The organism is Vibrio sp. CK2-1, from assembly GCF_021726515.1.
GTDB lineage: Bacteria > Pseudomonadota > Gammaproteobacteria > Enterobacterales > Vibrionaceae > Vibrio.
Genome location: NZ_JAKKCJ010000009.1, coordinates 23,676 through 45,165 on the forward strand (window position 1 = coordinate 23,676; position 21,490 = coordinate 45,165).

A 21,490-nucleotide genomic window follows, 5' to 3' on the forward strand; every position below is an offset into this window, starting at 1 on the left:
TTATGTTTTCAGTCTTAATCTCAGTTTATTCTAAAGAAAACCCGATCTATTTTGCTATGGCATTAGAGAGTATCTATGCTCAAACCTTATTGCCTTCCGAGGTTATCTTAATACAAGATGGGCCTATTGGTATTGAGTTGGAGAATGTTGTCGAGCTGTTTTCGGAAAAGCTACCTATACGTTGTATTGTGTTGGAAAAGAATGTGGGGCTGGGGGAGGCATTGAATATTGGCTTATCTGAATGCCAGTTTGATATTGTGATGCGGGCAGATAGTGATGATGTAAACTTTCCTGAGCGATTTAAAAATCAATATGATTTTCTTATAAAGAATCCCAACATTGCGGTAGTAAGCGCTCATGTAGCTGAGTTTCAAGAAGATTTGAATGATGATCTCGTTATTAAACGAATTCCTCTTGATAAGGCGATCTCTACATCAATTTTAACTCGTAATCCGATAAATCACATGGCTGCTGCATTAAGAAAAAGTGCTGTGCTTTCGGTCGGTAATTATCAAGATATGCCATTGATGGAGGATTATTATTTGTGGCTCCGTTTACACTTTGGTCATTTTAAATTAGCGAATTTAGATGAAGTATTGGTTTATGCGCGAGTGGGTAATGACATGTTAGGTCGACGAAGAGGATGGCGCTACGCTATGTCAGAGTTACGATTGTTGAAAGTTATTTATCATAAAGGTTGGAGTGCAAATTGGTTAGTTGGAGGACATTTTATTCTTCGTGCTTTTATCCGTCTCATGCCAAAGAGTGTATTAGAGCTTATTTATCGTTATTTGCGCTCATTACCTAAACACTAGTGTTACCTTGCCCCGCTTCCCGTTAATATTGTTTTAATAGTCTTCAAAATAATATTCATATCTAACCAAAATGATAAATGCTTTATGTAATAAAAGTCATAAGCCAGTTTGTGCTTTGTTGTATCGGTTGAGTCTGCATACCCTTGAATCACTTGAGCCCATCCAGTGATGCCAGGTTTCACTATATGGCGATAGTGGTAAAAAGGGATCTCTTGCTTAAATTGTTCAACAAAATGTGGTTGTTCTGGGCGTGGGCCAATTAGTGCCATATCGCCTTTTAGTACATTCCATACTTGAGGTAGTTCATCAAGTCGAGACAACCTCAATAGTTTTCCTATTGTAGTTATTCTATTCTCTTCTTGGGTCGCAAATCTCTGATCCGTACTTTCATCATCATTGGGTCTCATAGTTCTAAATTTATAGATATAGAACTTTCGTCCTTTTTGCCCAACACGTTGCTGCTTATAAAATATTGAGCCTTGATTCTCTAAAAAAATAACAATCGATATGATGAGAAAAAGGGCGGCAACGATCGGAGATAGCAATAAGATTAAAGCGGACTCCCATAGCTGTTTAATACTTAAATATAGGCTAGGTGGGTTTAATTGACCTATAGCATTCTCAGTTAATGCAATTACATGTAATTTGCCATCTAGCTGATCTTGCAAACTGCTTGAGTTGAATACAGGGATACCTTGAACACAGCAATCTGTGATGAACGCTTCTTCTGTTTCTGATAGCTCAGAATGAAGGTCGACGATGATACCGTTTCGTACTTGCTTTGGATCAAATGGTGAAGCTATTTTTTCAAATGAAAGGTTTGATTTATTCGTAAATACTTCATTCACGTTTGGCATGATTGACAGTATCCGCTGTGCTCGCCTTATTCTGATGAACTCACATATTGTCAGAGCAATAATAGTGGCATAAAAACCGTGTACAAGGGGGGAGCGAGCATAGTCAAGTCGGAATAAAACAATGATGACTAAACCAAGCGCATAGATTACTAACGTAGATGGAATGAGATAATAGAGCGGCGAAGTGAACTGATATTGAGAAATTCGTCGTAATGAAAAAACAATTAACCAATAGCTAGTGTAAACAAAAACGAGCGCATTTATTACGGTGTTTGGAAAAAGTAACTGCTCTCTAACCATATCATTAGTTAAAGTGCAGTAGAGTGTGATAAGTAGGCTACTGAGTAGGTAGTATATTTGAGTTTTCACTATGAATTCTTTGTTTTAAAAAGCAGCTAGTATGATTCATTTACTTGGTGGTAAATGCAAGTATTGTCTTTGGTTTTGTCGATTCATTTATCTAATTATCTTATACTATCCGCATATTAATTGATGAGAGTGTTTTATGAAAATTGCCATCGCAGGTACCGGCTATGTCGGCCTTTCAAACGCTGTTTTGTTGTCACAACACCATGAAGTGGTTGCAGTTGATATCATCCCTGAAAAAGTGGAGATGATTAATAATCGTCAATCACCAATCGCCGATGCTGAAATCGAACAGTTTCTCGCTGAAAAAGATCTCAATCTTACTGCGACGTTAGATAAACACGCGGCCTACCAAGATGCAGAATTTGTCGTGATCGCGACGCCTACCGATTACGATCCGCAAACCAATTATTTTAATACTTCATCAGTTGAAGCTGTGATTCGTGATGTTATTGCGATTAACCCAGATTCGGTGATGGTGATTAAATCGACTGTGCCAGTGGGCTATACCGCCAATATTAAGCAAGAAATGCAGTGTGAGAATATTATTTTTTCACCTGAATTTTTACGTGAAGGCCGTGCTCTATTTGATAACTTACACCCATCTCGCATTATTGTCGGTGAGCAATCTGAACGTGCTCAAGTCTTTGCCAATTTATTAGTTGAAGGCGCAATTAAGCAAGACATTGATGTGCTGTTTACTGATTCAACTGAAGCAGAAGCGGTGAAGTTGTTCTCTAATACTTATCTGGCTCTGCGTGTTGCGTATTTCAATGAATTAGACTCTTACGCCGAAGCCAATGGTTTGGATGCGCGTCAAATCATCGAAGGGGTAGGTTTAGACCCTCGCATTGGTAATCATTACAACAACCCGTCATTTGGTTACGGTGGCTACTGTCTACCAAAAGATACTAAGCAGTTGTTGGCTAACTATGACTCTGTACCCAATAATATTATTGGTGCCATTGTCGATGCTAACCGCACTCGTAAAGACTTCGTGGCTGATTCAATTTTGAAGCGCGAGCCTAAAGTTGTCGGTATCTACCGTTTAATTATGAAAGCCGGTTCAGATAACTTCCGAGCTTCCAGTGTTCAAGGCATTATGAAACGCTTGAAAGCCAAAGGCATTGAAGTAGTAGTGTATGAGCCTGTGTTAAAAGAAGATGATTTCTTTAACTCTCGCGTTGTTCGTGACTTTGATGAGTTTAAGCAAATCTCGGATGTGATTGTCTCAAACCGTATGGTAGAAGAGCTTGCCGATGTTGAAGGTAAGGTTTATACCCGAGATTTGTTTGGTTCAGATTAGTTTCGTGACTCGGGAGCTTCGCTTCTCGTAGCTAGTTACTCGAAAAAGCAAAGAGCGGATCGAGCAACTAACAGCGGAGCGTTCGAGCCACGAGATTCGACTATCTTTTTCTAGGAACCTCTTTGCATTTAAAAGGATTTTTATGCACTACGATGTGTTTAACGGTGATGCGGATGGGATCATTGCGCTGCTTCAGTTACGTTTGGCTGAACCAAAGAAAGGTCAGTTAATTACGGGTGTGAAGCGCGATATTCAATTGCTGTCTCAGGTAGTTGAAAAGGGAGATGTGACATCCGTCACAGTCTTAGATATATCTCTACAAAAGAATATTACTGCGCTTAACTCCTTGCTTGAGCAACAAATTCCTATATTTTATTGCGATCACCATCAAAGTGGTGAAATTCCGCAATCTCCATACCTCACTTCTTTAATCAATCTTGATGCTGAAACTTGCACTAGTTTGTTGATCAGTCAACACTTAAAAGGTCAATTTCAAATCTGGGCGATTGCTGGGGCCTTTGGCGATAATATGACAAAGCGCGCCATGGCTTTATCGCGTCAAAGTGGTTTAACAAGCTCTCAAATTACCTTCCTAAAAGAGCTTGGGACATTGATTAATTACAATGGCTACGGCGCGAGCTTGGCCGATCTTCATATTACTCCTACTGAGCTTTTTCAAACGCTACTCACTTACACCAATCCATTTGATTTATTGGATGACACCTCATCAGTTTTTTATCAATTAAAAGCCGGTTACGAGCAAGATCTGGCTCTGTTAAAAAATATTAAAGCCACTTTTTCTGCGGAAGACTACGAAGTTTTCTTATTACCTAACGCTGCTTGGGCGAGACGTATCAGTGGTGATTTTGGTAATCAATTAGCGAATCAAAATCCAGACAAAGCGTTTGCCGTGTTAACGCTTAATGAAAATCAAACTGATTATACGGTGAGTGTTCGCGCGCCATTAAATCGTCGAGAAGGGGCGGATGAAGTGTGTAACCAGTTTGCAACCGGTGGTGGACGACGCGCTGCAGCAGGGATTAATGCATTACCGATCGGTCTGGTTGATAAGTTTGTTGAAATTATGGCAAAGAGATTTGAGTGCTGAGATGCAAAGGTGGTTGCGAGTGGCGTAAAAAGCTAAGAGCAGAGCCGGGTTACGAGGAGGTTTCACTCGGGAGCCGAAAAGCTAAAAGTGAACGCTAAAATTGAGCGTCATCCTTGAGGATCCTTAGCGACATCGAGGATCTATATACAGCGCGTGGTGAGTAGATTCCCGCTCTCGCTAAGGCTCGTCAGGAATGACGTTTTTTGGTTGGGTGCAAAACAGATCCGGGGTGTGAGGACGTTGCACTCGGGCGTAGAAAAGATGGTAGCGTGTAACGTGGAAGAGCAAAGCGATCGCTGTTTGCTCTTCCTAGGAACTAGAAACTAGGGCCTTTTTTCTATTCGAATCACGAAGCAACAACCCTATTCCTACCGCTAGTTTTAGCTTGATAAAGAGCTATATCAGCTTGCTTGAGCATGTTATCGATATTCGATATATCAGGTGTTATCGCTACAATTCCAATCGATAAAGTAACATTTAATGTTTCACCGCCTGAAATTTCAATAGGTTGCTCTGATACCACTTTTCGAATGTTTTCGGCTAGTTTTAGTGCTTCTTCTTGAGTATCCGTGGTGACAACCGCAAATTCCTCTCCGCCTAAGCGTGCAAATATATCACTGCCCCCTATATGCTGCTGTATGGTTAGGCTCATTTGTTGTAAAACCATATCGCCAATATCATGTCCATAGCCATCATTGACTTGCTTAAAGTGATCGATATCGATCATTAACAATGATAATGGTTCTTGGGTTGCCAAGTGGCGTTTGAAAATAGGAGTCACTCGTTCAAAAAAGTGTCGTCGGTTGCTGATCCCTGTGAGTACATCGGTATGAGCAATGTATTCAAGTCGTTTTTCTAGTTCAATTCGGTCTGTAATATCGAATGCTGAAGTTCGAGCAACGGCAAAATTCCCCTCATTAAAAATGGAAACTGCGGAGGTTGAAACAAAGAAGGTTTCCCCTTGCTTAGTTTCGACTTCTAAAATTATACCGCTAATTTCTTGTTCGTTAGGTAACAGCTCTAAAAATGCTTGGAATGTCTTTTGGCTTGCTGGTGTTAGGAATCGATCAAAAGATTGGCCGATGACTTCTTCTTTGTCATAACCCAACCAGTTTAGCTCGGTTTGGTTAATACGAGTAACGGTGCCATTTGCATCTAAGCTATGGTAGCCACATGGTGCATTTTCATATAAGTCGTGAAGTTCAGCACTGATGCGACGGTGTGTTGTACGGCGAAATTTCTTTTGTTCAGAGTGGCTGATCAAAAGAAAGATCAAGACAGAGCTTACTAGATAGAGCAAGCATAATATCAGTTGCCAAACGGGGTTATAGAAAAGAGAGTTTTCATGAATCGTTTCATTAGGTAGGAAGATGACTAACTTCCAATTCGTATTGGCAATTGAATTTTCAGACACCGGAAAATTTTGTTCAGTAAGGGTGTTAAGTTCTGGGGTCTCAATGGCGCTGAAATCTAATGGTTCAATATTTTGGTAGCGGAATAAACCTTTGCGTGTTTTTAGCAACCCACTGTCATTAGCTGAAATAGTTGGCCAAGCTAGTGGGTAACGTTGTTCGAAATCTTTTTCTGGCTCTCCCAGGCTGTGTCCCCATTCATTGCTTCGGTCATGGTTGCTTAACCAATAACCTTGACCATCAATAATCATTCCCTGACCATTAATACGTAACTTACTTTGGTGACGAAAGTTTTCAAGTAAGTCATTAGCCATGTAATTGAGGATGACGACGGCAATAGCCTCTCCATTTTTATCTAAAACCTGAGTAGCAAATCGTAACGTTGGCTTATAAGGGACTTCGATTTCACCGTTTTCTATATTGAGGTCCATTCTAGAGATATAGATCTCTCCGGGTTTTAATGATAATGACTCTTGAAAGTAATATCGGAGGTTTTTGTTTTGTAATTGGCTGATATCTGTTTGAGTGGAGATTCCATCATCATAATCGACTCGAACCAGTTCGTTACCTTGGAGATCAAAAAGCCTAATTTGATCATAATACTGAAAGGCTTGAGTTAAGTTAGAAAATAACCCAACGACATTTATGCTGTCTTGAACTGTAGGGTGATCAATATAATCAGTAATGACTTTAGCTTTAGATACCATGTGTAAAACGGTGAGTTGTACCTTCATTTCTTTTTGTAGAGCGTTTTTAGTCGTGGCAACAAAAGCTTCTTCTTGAGCGAGTAACTTACGTTCTAAGTTTTGGGTATAGGTGTGATACCAATAGGCTCCTAACGCCAAACAAAGTAGAGTGAAGGCAGTCCAGATAAGGCTAAAGCGCTTTAATATATTGGTTTGTACTCGTTTGTTTTTAAGTTCGTCTTCTTCTAAATGAGCAAAAGTCGTATCTAGCTGAGGCATGAGGTTATATTCACCTAAAGTATGAATGACATTGAAATCACTTTGAGTATAAGTTGATGAGGTAGAAATAAAAACAATAAAAATAAAGAGTCTATATAAGAATCTAGTAGTATATTTCGAGTTGCGTGGAAAAGCTAAGGGCAGAGCCGGGGTAGCGGGGGACGAGGACGTTTCACTCGGGAGCCGAAAAGATGGTAGCGTGTTTCGAGTTGCGTGTAACGTAGAAAGCAAAGCGTTCGCTGTTTGCTTTTCCTAGGGACCAGAAACTAGGGCCTAGGGACTTTCTTTCTATTCGAGCCACGATAAGCGAAGCGCCCGAGTTACGAGATTCGATTGTTTTTTTACTCGTAACCCGAAGCGAAGCGCACTCGGATCTCGCAACAATCTTTTCCTTTTACTTCAACCAACTTCTAGGATTCTGCGCCTGACTATTACGGCGGATCTCAAAATACAGTGAAGGCCGTGATTGTCCACCTGTGTTACCGGCAAGTGCGATGGTTTCGCCTGCTGCAACCACATCACCATCTTTCTTCAACAATGTTTGGTTATAGCCATATAAGGTCATGTCGCCTTTACCATGGTCGATCAGTAGTACTAAACCGTATCCACGTAGCCACTCGGCAAATACCACTTTTCCTGAATGAACCGCTTTGACTGTTTCGCCTTGTTTGGCATTGATTACAATACCTTTCCAGGTAATTTGTCCGCTTTGTGAGGTGCCGTAGTTATGCAGAATGCTGCCTTGTAGAGGCCAAGGGAGTTTGCCTCGGTAGGCGGATAAACCATTCATTGGTGACACATTACGCTTGGCCGCTTTGGCTATTTCGGCTTTTAAGCGGTTTTCGTTGCGACGTAGTTCGGCCAGTTTGCTTTGGTTGCTACGGATATTGCCCTGAATTTTATTAACGGTGCCTTTACGTTGGCTTTGCGCTTTAACCAAATCATCACGCTTGGCTTTTTTGTTAGCAAGCAGGGTCGATTGGCGGTTTTCTTCTTCTGAAAGTTGGCGCTCTTTTTCGGTTAATTCACTTTGTGTTTTCGCTAAAGCTTCAATCGCTTCTGTTCGTGCTTGAGCTAAGTGTTGAAAGTATTGGCTAATACGATCCATCTTTTCTGCGTCACCGCCTTGAATGAGCTGAGGTAGGTTATTGCTACGGCTGGTGAGGTAGTATGTTTTGATGAGTTGTTCGAGCGTGTCAGTTTGCTGTTGTTTGGTTTGTTCTAACTGACGCTTTTGAGATTTTAATTCGGTTAAGTTGGCTTGAACTTGTGATAATTCTCGTTCGTTACTGCGGATTTCTTGGCCTAGTTTTGAGATCGCCACTTCGTGGTTTTTTAGTTCGCTTTGTAATTGGTTTAGTTTTTTTTGCTGAGAGCTTAACGATGAGGTTTGGCGAGATATTTCAGCAGATACGCCTTTTAGCTCTTCTTTAGATGCTGCATGAGCGGAAGTGGTAAAAAGAGAAAAACAGCTAAGCAGAGCGCAGAGAAAAGCGCCAGAAAACGAAACACGTAAGCTGGCGCTTGAATTAGATACTGACGAAGTCATTGTCATAAACGAAACATTTCCCAAGAATGAGGCTCACCGTGTTGATGAGCCTTGTTCTATACCAGAAAGAAGGCCTAAATTAAGGCAATTCTTTGGGTACAAATTGTATAGAAAGCCTGATGAAGCGTAATGATATATCAGACAAACATACAATTGATAGGGATTATTTTAGATTAACAATAACCTGACCTGTCATTTCTGCAGGGATTTCCATACCAGTTAATTCAAGCATGGTTGGTGCTAGATCTGACAGCTTACCACCTTGTTTGAATTCAAGATCTTTATTGCCCACGTAAACTAGTGGAACAGGAAGACTTGTGTGAGCAGTGTGAACGCCGCCTGTTTCAGGGTCGATCATCATTTCTGCGTTACCGTGGTCGGCAGTAATTAATAGCTGACCATCCACTTCTTTAATCGCTTCAACCACACGACCGATACATTCATCAACGGCTTCACACGCTTTCACTGCTGCATCATAAACACCAGTGTGACCAACCATGTCGCCATTTGGGTAGTTACAAATGATCGTATCGAACTTGCCAGATTTGATTGCCGCAACAAGCTTGTCGGTTAGCTCAGGTGCGCTCATTTCTGGTTGCATGTCGTAAGTCGCCACTTTTGGAGAAGCAACCAATTGACGCTCTTCGCCTTCAAATTCGTTTTCTTTACCGCCATTGAAGAAGAAAGTAACGTGCGCGTATTTTTCAGTTTCAGAAATACGTAGTTGAGTTTTGCCACATTTAGACAACCACTCACCGTAAGTGTTTTCTAGTGATGCTGGTGGGAATGCGCAAAGCAGTGGGATGTCTGCTGCGTATTGAGTCAGCATTACAAAGTCGATGCTTGGGAATACTTCACGCTCAAAGTCGCTAAATTCAGGTACGAAAGTACGAGTGATTTCACGCGCACGGTCAGCACGGTAGTTCATGAAGATAACCGCGTCGCCATCTACGATAGCCGCACTTGCTTGACCTTCAGCACGGATCTCAGTTGCTTGAACGAACTCATCGTTTTCTTCACGAGCGTAAGCCGCTTCTAAACCTGCGGTTGCAGAATCAAAAGTGAATTCAGCTTTCGCTTGAGTTAATAAGTCGTAAGATTTTTGCACGCGATCCCAGTTGTTATCACGATCCATTGCGTAGTAACGACCGATAAGAGAAGCAATGCGGCCTTCTTCTAGGTTTAACTCAGCAAATAAATCTTGGAAGCGTTGTAGAGAATTGTTCGCACTACGTGGCGGAGTATCACGGCCATCAAGGAAAGCGTGAACGTAAACTTTCTTAGCACCACGCTCAGCAGCCATTTGTACAGCAGAGTAGATATGATCTTCATGGCTGTGTACGCCACCTGGAGACATAAGACCCATGATGTGAACAGCTTTACCAGCCGCTACTGCTTTATCAATCGCGTTGGCTAGCGCTGGTGTGTCTTTGAACTCACCGTCAGCGATAGATTTAGTAATACGAGTAAGGTCTTGGTAAACCACGCGGCCAGCGCCGATATTAGTGTGGCCAACTTCAGAGTTACCCATTTGACCGTCAGGTAGACCAACATCGAAACCTGATGCAGAGATTAGGGTGTTTGGTTGGTTAGCAAATAAACCATCTAAAACTGGTGTGTTTGCGTTTGCGATAGCATTGTTGCTGTTGTCTTCGCGGTAACCCCAACCATCAAGAATCACTAGAGCCATTGGCTTCTTATTTGACATGTTCAAACCTCGTTTAATTTAAAAAACTGCACTGAGCGTAATTTTACTACATTTTTCGCTCTAAACTGTAGGGTAAGATCAATTTAACCAGCCTCACCCCTTCGGTGTCACATTTATCTGGTGCTAATTTTCAAGCTATGAGCGCATTATGCCTAATAATTAGTCTAGATGAAAATCGAATTAAACGATGGGTTTGATAGGTGGGGAAGCGAAAAGCAGAGCCGAGGGACGGGGACGCTTTGCTCGAGATCCGAAAAGATTAAAAGACGGTAGCGTGTTGCGAGTTTCGTGTTGATTTTCTCGTTTCTCGTTTCTCGTAGCTCGGTAAAGCGAAAAGCGAAAAGCGAAAAGCGAAAAGCGAGAGCGGGGTGGCGTGTAAAATCAGCGTTCGCGGTTTGCTCTTCCTAGAAACCAGGAACCAGGGACTAGAAACTTTACCCTAGCCACGAGCAGCGAAGCGCCCGAGCTACGAGCCTCGAAAATAGATCTAAATCGTCTTTTCCACCTTTACTCTCGCCACTTGCCGCTTTGCCCGTTATACTCTGGCCTTTCTAATATTTGGCTGTGGATGTTCCCAGCTAGTGCATTTATGAGTGTAGGGCATGCAAGAATATATCGAATTTTTTCAACAGAACATGATTTTGTCTTTAGTTTGGGTTGCTGTGTTAGCTGCTCTAGTCGCGACTATCTTTAAGTCATCAACCGCTAAATATAAAACAATCGGTGCGAGTGAATTAACGAACCTTATTAACCGTGAAGATGGTGTTGTGGTTGATATTCGTACTAACGATGAGTTTAAACGTGGTCATATTGCGGGCTCAGTTCACATTTTACCATCTGAAATCAAATCTGGTGCCATCACTAACATTGAAAAATACAAAGCGGCCCCAATTATTGTTGTATGCAAGACAGGTCAAACGTCACACGAAAGTGCTAACCTGTTAGCGAAAGCCGGCTTTGAAAAAGTGAACATGCTGAAAAATGGTATGACGGCTTGGAATGAAAATAACTTACCTTTGGTTTCTGATAAGCCAGCAAGTAAGAAAGGTAAGAAGTAATCACGGTTCTCGATGGCTCGATTCTCATTACTCGAGCCACTAGAAGCGCAGCGTTCAAGTAGCGAAGCGCTCGATAATCGATAAAATATTTTAATTTAATAAGGATGACTCCATCATGGCTGAAGCAGCACCTCAAGAACAACAGAACTTCACTATTCAACGTATCTTCCTAAAAGATCTTTCTTTTGAAGCACCAACGGCACCACAAATGTTCCAAAAAGAATGGGAACCAGATGTGAAGCTAGACTTAGACACACAAAGCCGTGAGCTAGGTGAGAATGTTTATGAAGTGGTTCTTCGTTTAACCGTTACAGTTAAAAACGCTGAAGAAGTGGCTTTCCTATGTGAAATCCAACAAGGTGGTATTTTTACTGCTGAGAATATGGAAGAAGGTCAACTAGCACATTGTCTAGGTGCATTCTGCCCGAATATCCTATTCCCATACGCTCGTGAAACAGTTTCTAGCCTAGTGGTTAAAGGTACGTTCCCACAATTGAACCTAGCACCAGTTAACTTTGATGCGTTGTTCATGAACTACCTACAGCAACAAGCTGAGCAAGCACCACAAGAAGCGTAATATCGCTTTTTAATCTCAAGCTAAACTAAAAGAGCGAAGACAGCAGTGTCTCGCTCTTTGTGCTTACAGGCTCGTTACTCGTAGCTAGGTCGCTTCGCTTCTCGAAAGCCGAAGAGAGATTGTATCGAGTTAGGTGTTTCGAGTTGCCTGTAACAGTGGGTACTAAACGTTATTCGTCATCCTGAATAGCGACGTAGGAGCGTAGTTCAGGATTTCCTTGCGTGATTCGAATGCTCTTTTCTCGTACATGAAGTGTTTATGTAACATGCAGCAAAAGCAGCTTGCTTCGTATGACGAGTTGCGTGTAATAGCAAAGTTATCCTCTTGTCTTTTTCGACATACGAGTAACGAACAGCGAAGCGCTCGAGCAACGCTATTAACTATTTAAAGGTCTCACCATGACAAATTCAACTGCCAATAATGATGTCGTAATGACAGTGATCGGTGCTGGTTCATACGGTACTTCGTTAGCGATTGCTTTAGCACGTAATGGCTCTAAAGTGATTTTATGGGGGCATGAGCCTGCGCATATGGCGGCTTTAGAGCAAGACCGTTCTAATGAAGAGTTTCTACCTGGCATTGATTTTCCAGAGTCATTGATTATTGAATCGGATTTGTCGAAAGCGGTTGCCGCGAGTCGAGATTTGCTGGTGGTCGTGCCGAGTCATGTATTTGGTATCGTATTAAACAATTTAAAGCCTCATTTGCGTAGTGATACTCGTATTTGCTGGGCAACCAAAGGTTTAGAGCCTGAAACCGGACGCTTGTTAAAAGATGTCGCGCATGACGTGCTCGGCGATCAAATACCTCTTGCAGTATTGTCGGGGCCGACATTTGCTAAAGAATTAGCGGCAGGTATGCCGACTGCGATTGCGGTCGCGTCACCAGATGCTGAGTTTGTTAAAGATCTTCAAGAAACCATTCACTGCAGTAAATCTCTTCGTGTGTATGCCAATAATGACTTTACGGGCATGCAACTTGGTGGCGCTGTGAAGAATGTCATTGCGATTGGCGCAGGAATGTCCGATGGTATTGGCTTTGGTGCCAATGCTCGTACCGCATTAATTACTCGCGGTCTTGCCGAAATGTGTCGTTTAGGCGCAGCATTAGGCGCTCAACCAGAAACCTTTATGGGAATGGCTGGCTTAGGTGACTTAGTGCTGACTTGTACTGATAACCAATCGCGTAACCGTCGTTTTGGCTTAGCACTAGGTAAAGGTAAAGATGTCGATACCGCGCAGCTTGAAATTGGCCAAGTGGTGGAAGGTTACCGAAACACCAAAGAAGTTTGGCTACTAGCCGACAGAATGGGTGTTGAAATGCCGATTGTTGAACAAATTTATCAAGTACTGTATCAAGGAAAAGATGCCCGTCTCGCCGCGCAAGATTTGTTAGCAAGACAGAAGAAAGCGGAAGGGTAAATAGCGAGCCGCGGTTTTCTATCCCGTATCTCGTTGCTAGGCCGCTTCGCTTCTCGTAACTCGAAAAAGCGAAAGAGTGCTCCGAGCTTCGAGTACGCTTCGCTCCAGAGCCGAAAAGACGGTAGCGAGTTACGTGTTTCGAGTTGCGTGTAACAGCGATCGTTAGACGTTACTCGTCATCCTGAATAGCGACGTAGGAGCGTAGTTCAGGATCTCCTAACGTGATTGCGTTATCTATTGGCTGTTGGGTTAAGCTGAAACGCGATCGCGGAGCAACTCTTCCTAGAAATCAGGAACTAGGACTAGGAACTTTACCCGAGCCACGAGCAGCGAAGCACCCGATAGACGAAATCCGAGTTTTACTAGGGACCAGTATCTAGGAACATATATGAAACACTGCGAAAAACAAAAAGTCTGGAATACAATTGTTGATGAAGCGAGACGTCAGGCGGAACAAGAGCCGATGTTAGCAAGCTTTTATCACTCGACGATCATTAATCACGATAGTCTCGGCGCATCGCTGAGCTATATCTTAGCCAATAAGTTAAGAACCGCGACTATGCCACCGATGACGGTACGTGAAGTGGTAGAAGAAGCATTTAAAGATGATCCTTCTATCACCGACAGCGCGGCTTGTGATATTTGTGCGATTGTAAACCGAGATCCAGCTGTTTCTATGTATTCGACGCCTCTGTTATACCTGAAAGGTTACCACGCGCTACAAGGTTATCGCGTGGCGAATTGGCTATGGAAGCAGGGTCGTTTCGCCTTAGCAACTTATCTTCAAAATCAGATTTCAGTCGCCTGTCAGGTTGATATCCACCCGGCAGCGCGTATTGGTCAAGGCATCATGCTCGATCATGCCACTGGTATTGTGATTGGTGAAACCGCGGTGGTCGAAAATGATGTTTCTATCCTGCAAGATGTGACACTTGGCGGTACTGGTAAAGAATGTGGTGATCGTCATCCTAAGATCCGTGAAGGCGTGATGATTGGCGCAGGTGCGAAAATTCTTGGCAATATTGAAGTGGGTGAAGGCGCGAAGATTGGTTCATGCTCTGTCGTACTACAAGCGGTTCCGCCTCACACTACAGTGGCAGGTGTTCCTGCTAAAATTGTCGGTCGTCCACAAAGCGACAAACCATCAGAAGATATGGATCAAGCGTTTAACGGTAATGGTCATAAGCTTGTTGATGGGGCGGGGATTTAGAACAGAGCCGGGCTTCGGGGACGCTGCGCTCGAGAGCCGAAGAGATTAAAAGACGGTAACGAGTTGCGTGTAACCGCGATCGCTAACTGGTCGTCGTCATCCTGAAAAGCGACGTAGGAGCGCAGTTCAGGATCTCTCAAAGCGTTCTGATAGTCATAGGCTTTTTGAGTGAGTCATCGACTGTAGGAGATCCTGAATCTTCTTCGCTTAGGCTCATGTTCAGGATGACGAGCTCTCTTGAATTCCTATATTGCTTTTGCTCTTATCTTTTCCAAGCCACGAGCAGCGTAGCGTCCGATACCCGAGCTACGTATTTGCTTTTCCTAGGAACTAGAAACTAGGGACAAGGAACTTTTCCTCATCCTCACCGCATACCCATACGCCAGCATCCCGCCAATCACATTGCCAACTGCAATACCGATAAACAACCCTTCGACGCCACTCATTAAGCTGCCTAACCAAGCGCAAGGTAGAGTAAAAATAAACAAGCGCGAGAAATTCCATAGGAAGGCTTTTACTGGCAAGTGCATAGCATTTAAGCAGCTGACTAACATCATCACTACTCCTTGGAAACCATAGCTTATCGGCACCACAATCAAAAAGTGCCATAAGAAATCTTGTACGCTTTGCTCTTGGCTAAAGACTGAGGCGATTGGCATGCTGAGTGGCACCATCAAGATAAAGAGTCCAAATTGAAAAATGACCGCAAACCGCATCGCAAGGAATAAAGCACTAAAGCTACGCTCTTGATTATTGGCCCCGATATTCTGGGCAATAAATGGCGTGAGTACTGAACCGAGCGACATCAAGACAATAATCATAATCGACTCTACTCGCTGCGCGGCTCCATAGGCGGCGACGGCTTCATTACCGAAACTGGCGAGCATCATCATTAATACCGCACCTGAAAGTGGGTTCATAGCACTTGAAAAAGCCGCTGGTGTACCTATTTTTAGTATCTGAATCCAGTCTTGCCAAATTCGCTTAATTTGTGGCGGCGCTAATAGTTTTTCTCGTTTGATCAAAATATATAGCGCAGCACATAAAGCGCCGAACCAACTGACCGCACTGGCAATGGCTGCGCCTTGAATGCCTAATTCCGGAAATGGGCCGTAACCGAAAATCAGCAATGGATCGAGTACGCCATTAATTAGACCCGCAGTCATCATTATTTTGGCTGGCGTCTTGGTATCACCCGTTGAGCGAATGACACTATTACCTGCCATCGGAATGACTAATAGTGGAATGGTGAAGTACCAAATTTGCATGTACTGCTTGATTAGCGGAAGTAAATCATCCGTTGCACCGAGCATACGAAATAGTGGCTCGATAGTCAGCAAACCAAGCGTAGAGGCAAGAGTGACTAATAATATGGCGAGAATAAGTCCATGAGTGGAAAAGCGCGCCGCATTACGAGTATCACCTTGACCAAGTAAGCGACCAACATTGGCGGATAAACCCATGCCAATACCTAGCGTAATACAGCTAACACCAAAAGTGACAGGGAAGGTAAAGCTGATCGCGGCAAGCGCGTGAGTACCAAGCAGTGAGATAAAAAAGGTATCGACTAGGTTGAAGGTTAAGATCGCCAATAGCCCAACCACCATAGGTAAGGTCATGGTTTGTAATACTTGGGGAATAGGGCCAGTCAATAAGCCGTGTTTATCTTGCATGGAAATGATTCGCTGATGATGAAGTGGTTAGGATAAGGGTTTTTGTTACTTGTGACTAGGGTAAAGCGAGCGCCGGGTTGCGGGGACACTTCGCTTGGGAATCCGGGATTCGGGGACGTTTCACTCGGGAGCCGAAAAGATTAAAAACGATCTCGCTCTGCTTTTCGCGTCTCGAAGCGTAGCGCACCCGGCTCTCGAGCGAAGCGTTCTAGGCTATCACAACTTTCTTTATTCTGATCCCCATCACAATTTTTTTCGCCTAGCCCCTTGGGTTTTGCTGTTAGCCCCCCAACATATTCAAGCAGACCGATACAAATAGATCGGTGTCTTTAATTTTTCTATGAACATCTAATCAGGAGAGATGCACAGATGAACATTCGTCCTTTACATGACCGAGTTATCGTTGAGCGCCAAGAAGTAGAATCAAAGTCTGCTGGTGGCATCGTATTAACTGGTTCAGCTGCGGAAAAATCAACACGCGGCAAAGTTCTAGCTGTCGGCAAAGGTCGTATTTTAGAAAATGGCACAGTTCAAGCGCTTGACGTAAAAGTGGGTGATACTGTGATCTTTGCAGAAGGCTATGGCACTAAGTCTGAAAAAATCGATGGTAAAGAAGTACTCATCATGTCTGAAAACGACATCATGGCAATTGTAGAGTAAGCAAGCGCCAACTTCTGAATTCAAAACCAAAGCATTCAATAGATTTTATAAGGAATACAAACATGGCTGCAAAAGACGTTAAATTTGGTAATGACGCACGAATTAAAATGCTAGAAGGTGTCAACATCCTAGCAGACGCGGTAAAAGTAACATTAGGCCCTAAAGGTCGTAACGTTGTACTAGACAAATCTTATGGCGCACCGACTATCACTAAAGATGGTGTGTCTGTGGCTCGTGAAATTGAATTGGAAGACAAATTCCAAAACATGGGTGCACAAATGGTGAAGCAAGTCGCTTCTCAAGCAAACGATGTAGCCGGTGACGGTACCACGACTGCAACGGTTCTTGCGCAATCTATCATCACTGAAGGTCTAAAAGCGGTTGCTGCGGGTATGAACCCAATGGATCTTAAGCGTGGTATCGACAAAGCAGTAGTAGCTGCAGTTGAAGAGCTAAAAGGACTTTCTAAAGATTGTTCAAGCAGCACTGAAATCGAGCAAGTGGCGACTATCTCTGCTAACTCAGATAGCTCAGTAGGTAAAATCATTGCTGAAGCGATGGAAAAAGTAGGTCGTGATGGCGTTATCACTGTTGAAGAAGGCCAAGCGCTACAAGATGAGCTAGACGTAGTAGAAGGTATGCAGTTTGACCGTGGCTACCTATCGCCTTACTTCATCAACAACCAAGAAGCGGGTAGCGTGGATCTCGACAATCCATTCATCCTTTTGGTTGATAAGAAAGTATCAAACATCCGTGAATTGCTTCCAACGCTTGAAGCAGTTGCAAAAGCATCTCGTCCACTATTGATCATCGCAGAAGATCTAGAAGGCGAAGCATTAGCGACTCTCGTTGTGAATAACATGCGCGGTATCGTGAAAGTAGCTGCCGTTAAAGCACCTGGTTTCGGTGACCGTCGTAAAGCCATGCTACAAGACATCGCAGTTCTAACAGCAGGTACGGTTATCTCTGAAGAAATCGGTCTTGAGTTAGAAAAAGCGACACTTGAAGATCTAGGTCAAGCGAAGCGTGTGACGATCACTAAAGAAAACACCACTATCATTGATGGTTCTGGTGAAGAAGAAATGATTCAAGGTCGTGTCGCGCAAATTCGTCAACAAATCGAAGATGCAACGTCTGACTACGACAAAGAAAAACTTCAAGAGCGTGTAGCGAAACTGGCTGGCGGTGTTGCGGTAATCAAAGTTGGCGCAGCAACTGAAGTTGAAATGAAAGAGAAAAAAGACCGTGTTGAAGATGCTCTTCACGCAACTCGCGCTGCGGTTGAAGAAGGTATTGTTGCCGGTGGTGGTGTTGCTCTGATTCGCGCAGCTTCTAAAGTGGTTGGCCTTGAAGGTGACAACGAAGAGCAAAATGTGGGTATCCGCGTAGCACTTCGCGCAATGGAATCACCAATTCGTCAAATCACGAAGAACGCAGGTGATGAAGAATCAGTGGTTGCTAACAATGTTCGCGCTGGCGAAGGTAACTACGGTTACAATGCGGCAACAGGCGAATACGGCGATATGATTGCAATGGGTATTTTGGATCCAACTAAAGTAACTCGTTCAGCACTTCAGTTCGCTGCATCGGTTGCGGGTCTTATGATCACCACAGAAGCAATGGTAACAGACAAGCCACAAGATGCTGCTCCAATGCCTGATATGGGTGGAATGGGCGGTATGGGTGGCATGATGTGATCAACCGATCACTAGCTATCTAAATCTCTCATAGATCAACATATATAGAGAAAGATATTAAGGCTCACAGCTTAGGTTGTGAGCCTTTTTTCTTATCGTTTTTAAGCATATTTTTATTAAGCGTTGCTATTAACTATGGTTGAGGTTGATTACCTACCGAGGCCGAATCGCAAGCAAAAAAATCCCCTCACACTTCATTAGTGCAAGGGGATAGCTTGTTATAATTGTTTAGCTTACATCGCGACTTATTTTAGGTCTTCTGCGATTTTGTCTGCTTTTTCTTTCATTTCATCCATTTTGTTTTGGATGTCTTTTACTTGGTCATCAGTTAAGTCTTCAACTTTAGCTGTGAACTCTTCCATTTGTTTTTGTTGTCTTTCAGCGCTCGCTTTTGCTTGCTCATTTAATTTGATTTGAGCGTTAAGCTTCATTTGGTCTTTTTTCTCTGTTGCTGCATCAAGATCTTTAGTTAGAGAGTCGATGTTTGAAGCGGCTGTTGCTTCAACTTGTTGTAGTTGAGCGTTGATATCATCAATGTTTTGCTGTTGCTTATCTGTAAGCGTTGCAGCAGAAGCAAAAGTAGAAGCAAGAGCAAGAGATAGTACTAGAGTGCGTTTTAACATGATAAATACCTTTGTATTTGAGTAGATAATGAGGGGTAACTTACTCCGAAAATAAGGAGGTATGTAAAATTAATGTCATTTATTGCTTTGATTTAGCGATTAATAAAAGATAGTTCAATGATGTGTTTTTTGTGTTAATTTTTTGTTTGTGCGTGCTGTGTTGGTGTGTGTTTTTATAGGGATGAAATTATTTTGGCGATGCAGATAAAAAACCTTATTGATAATTGTTATGGGTTGAAAATTGATGATTGGAAGATGGAAACCGGGCAACATTGGGGGATATTTTCAACCTATAGTCATGCCGGATCTTTGCTTGGTCGTTTGTTAGCCGGCGATCTCAAACTAGAGCATGCAGTGATTGAAGGCCGACCTAAAAAAGTGGGCTGGGTTTCTTTGTATCTTCAACAGCAGTTGCTCGAAAAAGAATTAGCCGATGATGACACGGATTTTATGGATCGTTTGGACTACGGTTCGAGTGTCGAATCACTGGTGTCGGAAGTGTGCAGCGACTCTGAACAGCTAGAGAATTTGTTAGCGTTAACCGATCTAGTTCATCTACGTCAGCGAGGTTTTCGTCAGCTTTCTACTGGAGAAACTCGTCGGGTCATGTTGGCCCGAGCTTTGGCAATTGAGCCAGAATTACTAGTGCTCGATGAACCTTACGCAGGACTCGATATTGACCATCAGCAACAATTATCCCAATTACTGCAAACCCTTTCGACGTCGATTCAATTGTTAATCATTACTTCCCGTGAAGATGAACTACCAGACTGCATTACCCATGTGGCGATGTTTAATGTAGAAGTAGATAAGGCTAGCAACATCATTCATCACCTAAGTGATTCTATGACTATCAGCGAATGGCATGAGCACCCTGTCATGGCCCAACTCAATGCTCTCTCGCAGCAACGTAGTCAGCAAGTACTTGATCTCATTAAGCAGCAGCGTTATCAAGCCAAATATCCCGATCCTCTAGTGGAGCTTAAAAATGGCAAAGTCGAATACACCGATGGTTTGATCTTCAAAGAGGTGAATTGGCGAATTAATAATGGTGAACATTGGCAAGTGCGTGGCCCGAATGGCTGCGGAAAAAGTACCTTGCTCGGTTTGATTCTTGGTGACCATCCACAATGCTATAGCAATGATATAACCTTGTTTGGCAAGCCTCGCGGTAGTGGCGAAACAATTTGGCAGGTAAAAGAGCAAATCGGCATTGTGTCATCTGCCTTACATTTGCAGTATCGGGTCAATTGCAGCGCCATAGAAGTATTGCTTTCCGGTTTCTTTGATTCGATAGGGCTCTATCAAAAACCAAGTAAAAAGCAGATGGATTTAGCCAAAGATTGGCTGGCAATTTTACATATGAGTCAATTTGAGAAAACCAGCTTTAAACAACTCGATTATGGCCAACAGCGATTGCTATTAATTGGGCGCGCATTGATTAAGCAGCCAGTGTTATTAATTCTCGATGAACCTTATCAAGGCCTAGATTTCATTAATCGTAAGCTGGTGATGAATACTCTTAATATGATCGCCGAAGAGAATTTGAGTCAGATTTTGTATGTCTCTCATCATAGCGATGATGCACTGCCGGCGATCCGTAACTATGTGGACTTTGTTGGCAGCTCAGAGATGGGATACCAAGTAGAAATAAAAACGCTTTGATATGCTCATAAAACGTTTATACCCAGTAACCCCGGTATGTTGAATTAGAGGTTACGTGGGTATGTTGGACGTATTAGGTATAGACAAACCTTGTCTCAATTTAATCTTCGCTGCTTTGCTCTTCTTTCACTATCACCCGATTCATATTAATCGTCTTAGGGCGACGACGTTTTTGCATCGTTTGATGTACGCCGCGACGTAGGCTTTGAAAGCTCTTTTCTACCTTATCTACCCCTAGTAGAACGCCGAGGGCTAACGCGGTAAAAATAATGGATTGAGTTTCATGACCAAGGCCGATCATTAATCCTAATGCCGCAAGAACCCAAATTACCGCCGCAGAAGTCACACCATGAATTTTGCCGTCCATCGTCATCATCACGCCTGCGCCTAAGAAACCAACGCCGGTAATAATTTGCCCGAGAACTCGTGCTTGGTCGAGGGTGTTAGGAGACAGAGAGACCGCCATCGCCATAAATAAATAAGTACCGGAAATGATTAATATCGCGGTGCGAATACCGACCGGTTTGCCACGAAGCTGACGCTCCAAGCCAATTAAAGTGCCATTAACTGCACAGGCAGCGAGAGACCACCAATCAAAGGGTTCAATATTAAGCCATACCGGATTCATTGATGGAGATTTTTCCTTAAATAAGATGAATGAAATTAATGATAAAAGAGGCGTAGCAAGAAAGTGGAATATGACGATTTTTGGCTTCGAGATCTAGTTGATTGTTGATGATATTTTTTTATCTCTAAGGTAAATGCTTTCTATCGTAGATTGCTCATTAGTCGCTTATAAGGACTTTATTTATAATGCTAA

The 21,490-nt window shown here is 43.0% G+C and carries 17 protein-coding genes; 10 read left to right on the forward strand and 7 right to left on the reverse strand.

The features are described 5' to 3' along the window. Positions 1-2: 2 nt before the first annotated feature. Positions 3-815: a glycosyltransferase gene (locus tag L3V25_RS15875; protein WP_237296436.1), complete on the forward strand. Its 813-nt coding sequence runs from the start codon at positions 3-5 to the stop codon at positions 813-815. 2 nt (positions 816-817) lie between these two features. Here the strand turns inward: L3V25_RS15875 and L3V25_RS15880 are convergent, their stop codons facing one another. Next, positions 818-1,672, reverse strand: a complete 855-nt coding sequence (locus L3V25_RS15880; RefSeq protein ID WP_237296437.1) for a sugar transferase — start codon at positions 1,670-1,672, stop codon at positions 818-820. Between the two features lie 505 nt (positions 1,673-2,177). On the opposite strand from L3V25_RS15880, the gene L3V25_RS15885 reads away from it, so the two are divergent. Continuing rightward, on the forward strand, positions 2,178-3,344 hold the full coding sequence (locus tag L3V25_RS15885) for a nucleotide sugar dehydrogenase (protein ID WP_237296438.1): 1,167 nt from the start codon (positions 2,178-2,180) through the stop codon (positions 3,342-3,344). Between the two features lie 142 nt (positions 3,345-3,486). Next, positions 3,487-4,452 (forward strand): DHH family phosphoesterase, encoded by a 966-nt coding sequence (locus L3V25_RS15890; RefSeq protein ID WP_237296439.1) that lies wholly within the window; start codon positions 3,487-3,489, stop codon positions 4,450-4,452. 346 nt (positions 4,453-4,798) lie between these two features. Here the strand turns inward: L3V25_RS15890 and L3V25_RS15895 are convergent, their stop codons facing one another. The 3 genes from L3V25_RS15895 to gpmM all read right to left on the reverse strand — a co-directional run bounded on the left by L3V25_RS15895 (position 4,799) and on the right by gpmM (position 10,086). After that, positions 4,799-6,829 (reverse strand): diguanylate cyclase, encoded by a 2,031-nt coding sequence (locus tag L3V25_RS15895; protein WP_237296440.1) that lies wholly within the window; start codon positions 6,827-6,829, stop codon positions 4,799-4,801. Between the two features lie 394 nt (positions 6,830-7,223). Further along, positions 7,224-8,384 (reverse strand): murein hydrolase activator EnvC, encoded by a 1,161-nt coding sequence (locus L3V25_RS15900; protein ID WP_237296441.1) that lies wholly within the window; start codon positions 8,382-8,384, stop codon positions 7,224-7,226. Positions 8,385-8,541: 157 nt separating this feature from the next. Further along, entirely contained in the window at positions 8,542-10,086 is a 1,545-nt protein-coding gene (gpmM, locus tag L3V25_RS15905) for a 2,3-bisphosphoglycerate-independent phosphoglycerate mutase (protein WP_237296442.1), read from the reverse strand. A gap of 602 nt (positions 10,087-10,688) precedes the next feature. On the opposite strand from gpmM, the gene L3V25_RS15910 reads away from it, so the two are divergent. The 4 genes from L3V25_RS15910 (at position 10,689) to cysE (ending at position 14,352) form a co-directional block, all read left to right on the forward strand. After that, entirely contained in the window at positions 10,689-11,144 is a 456-nt protein-coding gene (locus tag L3V25_RS15910) for a rhodanese-like domain-containing protein (protein WP_237296443.1), read from the forward strand. 115 nt (positions 11,145-11,259) lie between these two features. Further along, complete coding sequence (gene secB / locus L3V25_RS15915) at positions 11,260-11,721, forward strand: protein-export chaperone SecB (protein WP_027697950.1); 462 nt, start codon at positions 11,260-11,262, stop codon at positions 11,719-11,721. A gap of 398 nt (positions 11,722-12,119) precedes the next feature. Continuing rightward, the gene (gene gpsA / locus L3V25_RS15920; protein WP_027697949.1) at positions 12,120-13,142 is read left to right on the forward strand and encodes an NAD(P)H-dependent glycerol-3-phosphate dehydrogenase; all 1,023 of its coding nucleotides are present in this window, start codon (positions 12,120-12,122) and stop codon (positions 13,140-13,142) included. A gap of 388 nt (positions 13,143-13,530) precedes the next feature. Then, on the forward strand, positions 13,531-14,352 hold the full coding sequence (cysE, locus tag L3V25_RS15925; RefSeq protein WP_237296444.1) for a serine O-acetyltransferase: 822 nt from the start codon (positions 13,531-13,533) through the stop codon (positions 14,350-14,352). 323 nt (positions 14,353-14,675) lie between these two features. On the opposite strand, the gene L3V25_RS15930 is transcribed toward cysE, so the two are convergent. Further along, entirely contained in the window at positions 14,676-16,025 is a 1,350-nt protein-coding gene (locus L3V25_RS15930) for an MATE family efflux transporter (RefSeq protein WP_237296445.1), read from the reverse strand. Between the two features lie 369 nt (positions 16,026-16,394). Here L3V25_RS15930 and L3V25_RS15935 point away from each other — a divergent pair, with 369 nt between their 5' ends. Beyond that, positions 16,395-16,685, forward strand: coding sequence for a co-chaperone GroES (locus L3V25_RS15935; RefSeq protein ID WP_027697946.1), 291 nt, complete (start codon positions 16,395-16,397; stop codon positions 16,683-16,685). 62 nt (positions 16,686-16,747) lie between these two features. Continuing rightward, positions 16,748-18,382 (forward strand): chaperonin GroEL, encoded by a 1,635-nt coding sequence (gene groL / locus L3V25_RS15940; protein ID WP_237296446.1) that lies wholly within the window; start codon positions 16,748-16,750, stop codon positions 18,380-18,382. 245 nt (positions 18,383-18,627) lie between these two features. Here groL and L3V25_RS15945 read toward each other — a convergent pair whose 3' ends face one another. Then, on the reverse strand, positions 18,628-19,005 hold the full coding sequence (locus tag L3V25_RS15945; RefSeq protein ID WP_237296447.1) for a hypothetical protein: 378 nt from the start codon (positions 19,003-19,005) through the stop codon (positions 18,628-18,630). A 198-nt stretch (positions 19,006-19,203) separates the two neighbouring features. Between L3V25_RS15945 and L3V25_RS15950 the strand changes: the two genes are divergently transcribed. Then, positions 19,204-20,670: an ATP-binding cassette domain-containing protein gene (locus L3V25_RS15950; RefSeq protein WP_237296482.1), complete on the forward strand. Its 1,467-nt coding sequence runs from the start codon at positions 19,204-19,206 to the stop codon at positions 20,668-20,670. A 100-nt stretch (positions 20,671-20,770) separates the two neighbouring features. Here the strand turns inward: L3V25_RS15950 and L3V25_RS15955 are convergent, their stop codons facing one another. Further along, a complete protein-coding gene (locus tag L3V25_RS15955; RefSeq protein WP_237296448.1) occupies positions 20,771-21,298 on the reverse strand; it encodes an MgtC/SapB family protein in 528 nt (175 codons plus the stop codon). Between the last annotated feature and the right edge of the window lie 192 nt (positions 21,299-21,490).

What these genes read in the sequence shown, in the direction of transcription:
- L3V25_RS15935 (WP_027697946.1), top strand. Translation starts at nt 16,395, where the DNA reads ATGAACATTCGTCCTTTACATGACCGAGTTATCGTTGAGCGCCAAGAA.
- L3V25_RS15895 (WP_237296440.1), bottom strand. Translation starts at nt 6,829, where the DNA reads ATGCCTCAGCTAGATACGACTTTTGCTCATTTAGAAGAAGACGAACTT.
- gpsA (WP_027697949.1), top strand. Translation starts at nt 12,120, where the DNA reads ATGACAAATTCAACTGCCAATAATGATGTCGTAATGACAGTGATCGGT.
- secB (WP_027697950.1), top strand. Translation starts at nt 11,260, where the DNA reads ATGGCTGAAGCAGCACCTCAAGAACAACAGAACTTCACTATTCAACGT.
- L3V25_RS15875 (WP_237296436.1), top strand. Translation starts at nt 3, where the DNA reads ATGTTTTCAGTCTTAATCTCAGTTTATTCTAAAGAAAACCCGATCTAT.
- gpmM (WP_237296442.1), bottom strand. Translation starts at nt 10,086, where the DNA reads ATGTCAAATAAGAAGCCAATGGCTCTAGTGATTCTTGATGGTTGGGGT.
- L3V25_RS15880 (WP_237296437.1), bottom strand. Translation starts at nt 1,672, where the DNA reads ATGCCAAACGTGAATGAAGTATTTACGAATAAATCAAACCTTTCATTT.
- L3V25_RS15950 (WP_237296482.1), top strand. Translation starts at nt 19,204, where the DNA reads ATGCAGATAAAAAACCTTATTGATAATTGTTATGGGTTGAAAATTGAT.
- L3V25_RS15885 (WP_237296438.1), top strand. Translation starts at nt 2,178, where the DNA reads ATGAAAATTGCCATCGCAGGTACCGGCTATGTCGGCCTTTCAAACGCT.
- L3V25_RS15955 (WP_237296448.1), bottom strand. Translation starts at nt 21,298, where the DNA reads ATGAATCCGGTATGGCTTAATATTGAACCCTTTGATTGGTGGTCTCTC.
- L3V25_RS15945 (WP_237296447.1), bottom strand. Translation starts at nt 19,005, where the DNA reads ATGTTAAAACGCACTCTAGTACTATCTCTTGCTCTTGCTTCTACTTTT.
- L3V25_RS15930 (WP_237296445.1), bottom strand. Translation starts at nt 16,025, where the DNA reads ATGCAAGATAAACACGGCTTATTGACTGGCCCTATTCCCCAAGTATTA.
- L3V25_RS15900 (WP_237296441.1), bottom strand. Translation starts at nt 8,384, where the DNA reads ATGACAATGACTTCGTCAGTATCTAATTCAAGCGCCAGCTTACGTGTT.
- L3V25_RS15890 (WP_237296439.1), top strand. Translation starts at nt 3,487, where the DNA reads ATGCACTACGATGTGTTTAACGGTGATGCGGATGGGATCATTGCGCTG.
- groL (WP_237296446.1), top strand. Translation starts at nt 16,748, where the DNA reads ATGGCTGCAAAAGACGTTAAATTTGGTAATGACGCACGAATTAAAATG.
- cysE (WP_237296444.1), top strand. Translation starts at nt 13,531, where the DNA reads ATGAAACACTGCGAAAAACAAAAAGTCTGGAATACAATTGTTGATGAA.
- L3V25_RS15910 (WP_237296443.1), top strand. Translation starts at nt 10,689, where the DNA reads ATGCAAGAATATATCGAATTTTTTCAACAGAACATGATTTTGTCTTTA.